This window comes from Pseudanabaena sp. 'Roaring Creek' (assembly GCF_001402795.1).
Lineage (GTDB): Bacteria > Cyanobacteriota > Cyanobacteriia > Pseudanabaenales > Pseudanabaenaceae > Pseudanabaena.
In genome coordinates, this window is the sequence record NZ_LIRE01000570.1 from 1 (window position 1) to 2929 (window position 2929).

Annotated in this window: 3 protein-coding genes and 1 tRNA gene; 3 read left to right on the forward strand and 1 reads right to left on the reverse strand. The window is 41.7% G+C overall.

The annotated features are described in order from the left end of the window. Positions 1 to 219: 219 nt before the first annotated feature. Positions 220 to 290: transfer RNA gene (locus AC805_RS16430), tRNA-Cys, on the forward strand. Positions 291 to 447: 157 nt separating this feature from the next. Here the strand turns inward: AC805_RS16430 and AC805_RS16435 are convergent. Beyond that, positions 448 to 1392 carry a LysR family transcriptional regulator gene (locus AC805_RS16435; protein WP_055076417.1) on the reverse strand — a complete coding sequence of 315 codons (945 nt, stop codon included), beginning with the start codon at positions 1390 to 1392 and terminating at the stop codon, positions 448 to 450. Positions 1393 to 1817: 425 nt separating this feature from the next. Here AC805_RS16435 and AC805_RS16440 point away from each other — a divergent pair, with 425 nt between their 5' ends. Both AC805_RS16440 and AC805_RS24820 read left to right on the forward strand, forming a co-directional pair. After that, a complete protein-coding gene (locus tag AC805_RS16440) occupies positions 1818 to 2294 on the forward strand; it encodes a phosphate-starvation-inducible PsiE family protein (protein ID WP_055076418.1) in 477 nt (158 codons plus the stop codon). 308 nt (positions 2295 to 2602) lie between these two features. After that, the gene (locus tag AC805_RS24820) at positions 2603 to 2722 is read left to right on the forward strand and encodes a photosystem II reaction center X protein (protein WP_072143649.1); all 120 of its coding nucleotides are present in this window, start codon (positions 2603 to 2605) and stop codon (positions 2720 to 2722) included. Positions 2723 to 2929 lie beyond the last annotated feature (207 nt).

Sequence of the window (2929 nt, forward strand, 5' to 3'; positions counted from 1 at the left end):
ATTTGTCCTAATACGCTTGGCGACAGCTATAAGTAGCTGAGCATAATTAAAGCCCAGAATCAAAACCTGTAGCGCACGCTGCGCGTGCGCTACAGGTTTTTGGGTTTTATATCTAATTGCGCCTAGCTACTTAGCTGAGACAGTTTCGACCATAGCAACTTATTTTCCATATTTTGTTTGCAACTAATTACCTTAGTTTGTTATAATCGTTCTCCGTCTGGCGGCATAGCCAAGTGGTAAGGCAGGGGTCTGCAAAACCCTCACCCCCAGTTCGAATCTGGGTGCCGCCTTGCATAAAAAAGAGGGATTACTAAGTAATCCCTCTTTTTTATTACTTTTATAGCAACGTAAGATTTGCTTAGGACATAAACCCCAATAATTGAATGGCGGCGCAATGCGCCGCCATTCAATTATTGGGGTTTACTTGGCGACAGCCCTATTACAAAATTACCAAGTTGTATCTTCAGCGATTTGTTTGCCTTCGGTTTGCAGATATTCTAGAAAAGTCTGAGCAACCACAGACAATTGCTTGCCAGCTAGATGAATCACATACCAATGGCAGGGAATCGGAAAATTCTCTACATCCAAAACAGCGATCTGTCCCGATGCGCCTTCCAAGGCGATCGTATGCCGCGATAAAATTGAAATCCCCAATCCCCCAGCGATCGCCTGTTTAATCGCCTCATTGCTAGCAAGTTCCATTTTGACCTTAGGCGTAATTTTATGCGCGTCGAATAACTGTTGAACATACGCCCTAGTGCCAGATCCCGACTCTCTAGTGATAAAAGGTTGATCGGCTAGCTGCTGAATGGGGATATTTTTTTCCTTAGCTAAGGGGTGATCGTGATTTGCCAATACAACTAAGGGATTTGCCAAAAAAGGATGCGATTTAACATCAGGCTCATCGGGGACTTGGCTGAGTATATACAAATCATCCTTATTCTCAGATAACCTTTCCAAAACCCCACTATGATTAGTTACCTTTAGCGAAATTTCTACCCCAGGATAACGCTGGCAAAAAGGACCAAGCAGTCGCGGGATCACATATTTTGCCGTCGTTACCACCGTAATCTTGAGATATCCCTGTTTCAAGCCCTTCATATCCGCAACACTCATTTCAAATTGAGAAATATGCTCGAAGATTTCTTGACAGGTAGAGAACAGCTCTTGACCAGCTTGAGTCAAAAATAACTTCTTGCCCACTTGCTCAAATAAGGGCATCCCGATCGCCTTAGTTAGATGCTTAATTTGCATAGAAACGGTGGGCTGAGTGAGAAATAGCTCTTCCGCAGCACGGGTATAACTTCCATGCCGAGCAGCCACCTCAAAAACCTGCAACTGATGCAGCGTAATATGGCTGGCTAATTGAGAATCAGATAAGCGGTAACTCATAGGAAGGGCAAAATCATAGACTACATTCTATGATTCTATCATTAATATACAGTTTTATTCTATGCATTTACTTAATATAATCCTTTGTATAGCTGTCCTAAATCATTTGTAGATCTTTGGGTTTGTGGAAGCGCCTCCCTTTCGGGGGGCGCTTCCACAAACCTTTAGGATTGCCCTATAGCGATCCTAAGGGAGTTGAGAGAGGTTTCGCTCAGCCAAAATGTACCGATGGCTGAGCGCTGTCGAAGCTTTTTTCTTGTTAATGATTTAGGATTGCTATGCAGGAATTACAGTTATTCGGTGAACCCAAGCTGTAGCAACCTAGAACAAAAGTAAAACCCAAAATAGAATTGCGGCGCTAAGCGCCGCAATTCTATTTTGGGTTTAGCTATGCGACGACCTTAAAAACTATGTAGTAAGGATTAATGATGAGACTGAGGCGACAAATTATAAACTTGTGGCAATTTGTAACAGTGTTAGGCAAAGACGATGTTTTCTTAAGAACTATCGGCAAAATTGAAAACTTTGTTTCCAAAATATTAGCGATCGCTCTAGTATTTGTGATTTTCGTTGCTCTCCTCGATCTGCTTAAATTTTTGATCGTTGATTTGTTCTTTACCCAACCTAGTCTCTTATTTGCCGCACCACTTCTAAAAATATTTGGCATGTTCCTCAATGTCTTAATTGCATTGGAACTCATGGAAAATATCACAGCCTATCTTCGCCAGCATGTAATTCAGCTCGAACTAGTGGTGATCACAGCGCTGACAGCCGTAGCTCGGAAAATCGTTATTTTTGATAGCAAAGCTGATGGCGACCTAACGGGTTTAGCGATCGCCGTACTTTCCCTATCAATTAGTTATTGGATCGTGCGCTCTCAAAACAAAGGGAATAATCACTAAATGGCATCGTGAATGGCATTGTGAATAGCCTTGTGACATGCTGCTGCTTTTTGATTTTTTTCGTATTGTTTTTCGACTTTGCCCTAACGCCAGCGGCTACAGCAATAGAAGTTATAGCAGTAGCCAGTTATGTTGAGACAAAAACAAAACCCAGAAGAGTGTTGCGGCGCAAAGCGCCGCAACACTCTTCTGGGTTTTATGTCTTAACCTATTTGGCTATAGCTATACGATCGCCTGATGCTAAAATTATGTTAAGTATTTAAGTTAAGTATTTAATCTGTATATCAAAACTTTACCTACAAAGCTATATGACTCAATCCTTAAGTAATTTCCTATTTAGCCTCGTTGCTGGTGGCGTAGTTCTCGGTCTTATTTTTGCAGCAGTACTCATTGTCAGCCAAAAAGACAGAATCATCCGTCGCGGTTAATCCCATTATTTTGTCTATCTACTTTTATCTACTCAGTATCTATAGCAGTAGCCAGTTATGTTAGGACAAAAACAAAACCCAGAAGAGTGTTGCGGCGCTAAGCGCCGCAACACTCTTCTGGTTTCTATGTCTTAACTTATTTGGCTATAGCTATATCCAGACATTAAAAGCCCTGCATTGCAGGGCTTTTAATGTCTGAATAGACAA

Bases quoted from the DNA above. Each gene is read 5' to 3' on its own strand.
- AC805_RS16435 (WP_055076417.1), bottom strand. From the start codon at position 1,392: ATGAGTTACCGCTTATCTGATTCTCAATTAGCCAGCCATATTACGCTG.
- AC805_RS16440 (WP_055076418.1), top strand. From the start codon at position 1,818: ATGATGAGACTGAGGCGACAAATTATAAACTTGTGGCAATTTGTAACA.
- AC805_RS24820 (WP_072143649.1), top strand. From the start codon at position 2,603: ATGACTCAATCCTTAAGTAATTTCCTATTTAGCCTCGTTGCTGGTGGC.